This is a genomic window from Kitasatospora sp. NPDC088548 (assembly GCF_044753005.1).
Classification (GTDB): domain Bacteria; phylum Actinomycetota; class Actinomycetes; order Streptomycetales; family Streptomycetaceae; genus Kitasatospora.
In genome coordinates this window covers 1-5234 of record NZ_JBIVMI010000066.1, presented here as the reverse complement: position 1 = coordinate 5234, position 5234 = coordinate 1, and the positions used below count along the sequence as shown (strand labels likewise).

Annotated in this window: 3 protein-coding genes and 1 pseudogene; all 4 read right to left on the bottom strand. The window is 71.6% G+C overall.

The window, feature by feature from the left end; all coding sequences use genetic code 11:
- Positions 1-50: 50 nt before the first annotated feature.
- Positions 51-719 carry a DUF742 domain-containing protein gene (locus tag ACIP82_RS37615; RefSeq protein WP_363615400.1) on the bottom strand — a complete coding sequence of 223 codons (669 nt, stop codon included), beginning with the start codon at positions 717-719 and terminating at the stop codon, positions 51-53.
- Positions 720-880: 161 nt separating this feature from the next.
- Entirely contained in the window at positions 881-1294 is a 414-nt protein-coding gene (locus tag ACIP82_RS37610) for a roadblock/LC7 domain-containing protein (protein WP_030057391.1), read from the bottom strand.
- A gap of 10 nt (positions 1295-1304) precedes the next feature.
- Complete coding sequence (locus ACIP82_RS37605) at positions 1305-4739, bottom strand: nitrate- and nitrite sensing domain-containing protein (RefSeq protein ID WP_400660271.1); 3435 nt, start codon at positions 4737-4739, stop codon at positions 1305-1307.
- Positions 4740-5140: 401 nt separating this feature from the next.
- Positions 5141-5234, bottom strand: a pseudogene (locus ACIP82_RS37600) (ATP-binding protein); the annotation flags it as partial.

The following is a 5234-nucleotide window of genomic DNA, read 5'->3' as shown; positions in this document are numbered from 1 at the left end:
CGGCGACGACGATCTTCGCGGAGGTGGTGGCGCGGGTGGGGGCGGCCGCGTTAGAGCTTGCGAAGTCCACTGAGGACCCTTTCGAGCAGCGTGACGTCGGGCTGGTTTCCGGATTCGCCGCCGGAAGCGGGCTGGTGGATGGCGACGAGGCCGGCCTCGGCCAGGTCGGCCACGAGGATGCGGGCCACCCCCAGAGGAAGGGCGAGCAGGGCCGACACCTCGGCGACGGACTTGACCTCCGTGCACAGGGTGCAGATCCGCTGGTGCTCGGGGAGCAGGGTGGCCAGGCGCTGCGGGTCGACGTTGGCGGAGACGAGTGCCTCCAGCGCCAGTTCGTAGCGCGGCCGGGTGCGTCCGCCGGTCATCGCGAACGGCCGGATCAGCGGGCCCGAGTCGTACTCGTCCTCGAACTCCTCGACGTGCCCCGGCTCTTCGGCCGGCGGTCGGCCGGGTCCGTGGCCGGGGGCGTGCCCCGGTGCCGGGTAGCCGGGCGGCGGGGCGTCGAACGAGGGCTGCGGCTGGGCGTACTGGCCGTACTGGTCGGGCGCGTACGGCTGGCCGTACTCGTGCCGGCCGTACTGCTGGCCGTACTGCCGGCCGTGCTGCGGCCGGCCGTACTCCTGACCGTGGCCGACGACGCCGGGTGCTCCGAAGGCGTCATGGCCTGTGCCAGGGTACGGAACGCCGTACTGGCCGCTACGGTCGTCGGGCGGTGTCACGGTTCCTCTCCTCACAAGGTGCGGCGGTGCGGTGCGAGCTCGGGCGCAGGTCCTGAGCCGGTGGTGCGAAGGCCGTACAACGTCCGAACCCGAGCCCGCCGAAGCGGGCCCGGGACGGGCGTGGAGGTGCTTCGAATACCTGGACGGTATCCGACGGACCGTCAGTGCAGGAGACTGCCCTGGAGTTCCGCGCGGAGTGCGGGGGTGAGGACGGCGCCGGCCCGGTCGACGAGCAGGGCCATTTCGTATCCGACGAGGCCGATGTCGGAGTCGGGGGAGGCGAGTACGGCGAGGGCGGAGCCGTCGCTGACCGCCATGAGGAAGAGGAATCCGCGTTCCATCTCGACGACGGTCTGGTTGACCTCGCCGCCCTCGAAGATCCGGCTGGCGCCGGAGGTGAGGGAGGTGAGGCCGGAGGCGACGGCGGCGAGCTGGTCGGCGCGGTCGCGGGGGAATCCCTCGGACATGCACAGCAGGAGGCCGTCCGCGGAGACCACCACCGTGTGCGACACCCCGGGGGTGTTGTCCACGAAATTGGTGATCAGCCAGTTCAGGTTCTGTGCGGCCTGGCTCATCTGACTCAACTCAACGCTCCTGGTGGTTCGAGCCGCCGAAGAGATCGGTGCTGCGGTTCGGCTGTCCGTTGCCGGACGGGTCTACCTGATCGGGGTCGATCCGGAAGCTTCCGGTGCTGCCGGCGCTGCGGCCCTGCTCCACACCGCGGCGCAGGTTGGTGAGGCGTCCCCGAACCTCCTCGGGGCTGCGGGAGACCTGCGGCCCGTCCTGCGGGGTGGGCTTGGCGTTGCCGGCCACCAGGTTCTGCTTGGGCACCCGCCGGGGCAGGCCGGACGGGGTGGTGCCGCCGGAGGCGGGCTCGCGCAGCTGCTCGGCGCGCTGCCAGTCGCCGTCGTTGGGCGACTGCCAGGCGGCGGTGGCCGGGCCGGTCGGGCCGGTGGGCCCGTAGCCGCCCAGCGCGGACACCTCGTGTCCGCGCGGTTCGGTGGGCGCCGAGGTGTCCTTGGCGCCGGCGAACCAGTTCGGGCTCTCGCCGGTGCCCCGGCCGTCGCTCTGCTGGGCCGGGTTCAGGCCGCCGTTGCTCAGCTGCTGGCCGGGACGGCGCTGCGGCAGCCCGGACGGCAGGGTGGCGGTGGGCTCGGCCGTGGGCCCGGCGGCGGGCAGTGCGGGCGGCTCCGGGGTGTACGGGTGGCCTGCGGGGGCCTCCTCGACCGGGTGGCCGTACTGCTCGTCGGCGTAGCCGTCGTAGCCCTGGTAGTCCTGCTGGTCCTGCTGGTCCTGGTAGCCCTGCGGGGCGTACTGGTCGTCGGCGTAGCCGGACTGGTCGTAACCCTGCTGCGGGTACTGGCCGTAGGCGTCCTGGCCGTACTCGTCGGCGCGGCCGTACGACCCGTCGGTGTACTGGCCGTCGCCGTAGCCGGACTGGTCGTAGCCCTGCGGGGCGTACTGGTCGTCCTGGCCGTACGGCTGGTAGTCGCCCTCGGACCGGTACCCGTCCTCCTCGACCTCGGCGTCGAGCACCGGCGGCTCGGTGGCGTGCGGGCCGGCCTCCAGGGCCGCGCGGCGGACCTGGTCGAGCCGCTGCGAGCGCTGGACGGCCTCCAGGGCCGGGCTGAAGCCGGTGCTGCCGGCGTTGCCCTGACCGGTGAGGTGGTCGTCGAAGCCCAGCTCGGCGGCGCTGCGCGGACCGTCCTGGGGGGCGGCGGCCCAGTCGGGCTGGGCCGGCTCCTGGTCGGGGAAGATCCGGGAGACGGTGAACTGCTCCTCCGGCTCCGGCGCCGCGCCCGTCCGGGTCAGGAACGGCGGGATCATCACCAGCGAGGTGGTGCCGGCCGACTCCCCGGACGGGCGGAGCTGGACGCGGATGTCGTGCCGCTGGGAGAGCCGGCCGACCACGAACAGGCCCATGCGGCGGGAGATGGTGGCGTCGACGGTGGGCGGCTCGGCGAGCTTCTCGTTGATCTCGGCGAAGTCCTCGGCGGTGAGGCCGATGCCCTTGTCGTGGATCTCGACCAGCACCCGGCCGTCCGGCAGGCGGGTGGCGTTGACCAGCACCCGGGTCTGCGGGCTGGAGAACGAGGTGGCGTTCTCCAGCAGCTCGGCGAGCAGGTGGACGAGGTCGGTCACGGCGGCGCCGACGACCTCGGTCTCGGGGATGCCGGCCAGCTCGACGCGCTCGTACTGCTCCACCTCGGAGGCGGCGGCGCGGAGCACGTCGACCAGCGGGACCGGGGTGTTCCAGCGGCGGCCGGCCTCCTCGCCCGCGAGGACGAGCAGGTTCTCACCGTTGCGGCGCATACGGGTGGCCAGGTGGTCCAGCTTGAAGAGGTTCTCCAGCTGGTCCGGGTCGGCCTCGTTGTTCTCCAGGTCGGTGATCAGCGCCAGCTGGCGCTGGATCAGGCTCTGGCTGCGGCGCGACAGGTTGGTGAAGATCGCGTTGACGTTCCCTCGCAGCAGCGCCTGTTCGGCGGCGAGCGCCACGGCCTGCCGGTGGACCTGGTCGAAGGCCCGGGCGACCTCGCCGATCTCGTCCTTGCCGTGCAGCGGGATCGGGGTGACGGAGGTGTCCACCCGGTCGGGGTCGGTCTTGGAGAGCTTCTCGACCAGGTCCGGCAGACGGTGGTCGGCGATCTCCAGGGCGGCGTTGCGCAGGGTGCGCATGCCGAGAATCATCGAGCGGGCCACGTAGCCGGTGAGCACACCGGCGAGGACCAGCGCGGCGAGCACGATCGCCGAGTTGAGGATGGCGTCGTAGAGCGCGTTGTCCTTGAGGTCCGACGCGTCGTCGAGGACGTCCTTCAGCAGCGCGACCTCGGTGGAACGCAGCGCGGCGATGTGGGTGTTGGCGGCCTGGTTCCAGTTCTCCGGGGTCAGACCGGCGTCCTTGGCCTCCTTGTACGCCGCGTCGGCGGCCGGCTTGCCCCGGCTGTAGCCGTCGGCGGCGGCCTGGCTGTACGCGTTGCCGATGGCCAGCAGGCCCTGCATGGTGGGCGCGCTGCCGTTGGGCATCCGGTAGGCGGCGCGCTGATCGGCGTTGGCCTGGGCGACCTGGGCCTCGGCGTACTTGAGGGCGTCCTCGGGGGCGCTGCCGGTGTTGAACTCGGACAGCGACACCTGCTCCAGCTTCTGGGAGACCAGGAGCTGCTGGATCAGGTCGGTGTTCTCGTACCGGGTGGTGGCGTTGGACGTGATGCCGACCAGCAGGTGGAGCATGAGCGCGCGCTGGGTCGAGGCGGAGGCCTTGGCCAGCGACATGGCGTAGATCGCGCGGCCCTTGCTGGTCATGTTGGTGCTGCCGAGGCCGACCGAGTTGTCGTAGGCGAGCAGCGGCGCGGCCATCACCGAGTACGCGGACTGCGTGGCGGTGGCGAACAGCTCCTTGCCGTAGGCGACCTGGCGCAGGTGCGGCAGGTCGGCGACGAGGCTCTGGAAGGTGGCGTGGCGCCGGGGCAGCTCGCCGGACCGGTCGGTGGCCTCGTAGGCGGCGTTGTAGGCCTTCAGCGCGGTGTCCGTGGTGGCGCGGCTCCTGGTGACCTCACCGGTCGGGTCCTGGCCGGTCAGCAGGGGTATGAGCGTTCGGTCGCGCTCGTTCTCGAGCGCCTCGGCGAGCTCGGTGGCCGCCTGGGCGAGTTCGGCCGTCTTCTCGGCGCGCGAGGCCTTGATGAAGCCGTCGACCGAGGTGTTGACGCGCAGGCCGCCGAAGACCAGGGCGATGACGACCGGGATCAGCAGAATCGCGATCAGACGGGCGGGCACGCGCCAGTTGCGGGGCCGGACGAAGTCGTAGCGGCCGCCGCCCTTGCCGCCGCCGTCGGCCTCCGCGGAACCGCCGCCGGTGCGGCGCTCCTTGGACGCGGCCGGGGGCTGCGGGGCCGGGGTGACCGGGGGGCGTTCATCGGCAGGGGTGAACGCCGAGAATCCGGCCGGGTCCGTTGCGGTACCGTTCGGCTCGCTCTGGCGGGGCTCGGAGCGCCGCTGCGGGGCGACTTGCTGCTTACGCCTCACTCGACAACAACCTCTCGGCCGGCATGGCGGCCATGGATCAATCCAGCGCTACCCCTAGCAGCTGCCCGCTGCCGGGTGGGACTGTCGTACGGGTTTTAGGGGTAGCTGGAATTTCAGCACGTGCAGGGATGAGGGACAAACAGCTCTCGGTTGCCGCCCGCTGCGGCACATTTGGGACATTCATCAACATGATGGCGCAAAACCGTGGTCTTCTGGCGCTGAGTGGCGTGGACGAGCTACGCGGAGTCACTGTTGATCACAAAATGCCTACCGAACTGTTATCGGCTGCTTATGCGTGGGTCTTGCGCGGTGCCCCGTGACGACACCCGTCGTACCCGGAGGTGCCCCGGCGGCCCGTCGTGGACAACGGGCCGCCAGGGCCGCCGACCTGCGGTTCCGGCTCAGCGGAGGCGGGCGAGGAGGGCGTGTTCGACGAGGGTGATGAGGGCGCTTTTGGCGCTGTCGCGTCGTCGGGCGTCGAGGGTGATGACGGGG

Bases quoted from the DNA above. Each gene is read 5' to 3' on its own strand.
- ACIP82_RS37610 (WP_030057391.1), bottom strand. From the start codon at position 1,294: ATGAGCCAGGCCGCACAGAACCTGAACTGGCTGATCACCAATTTCGTG.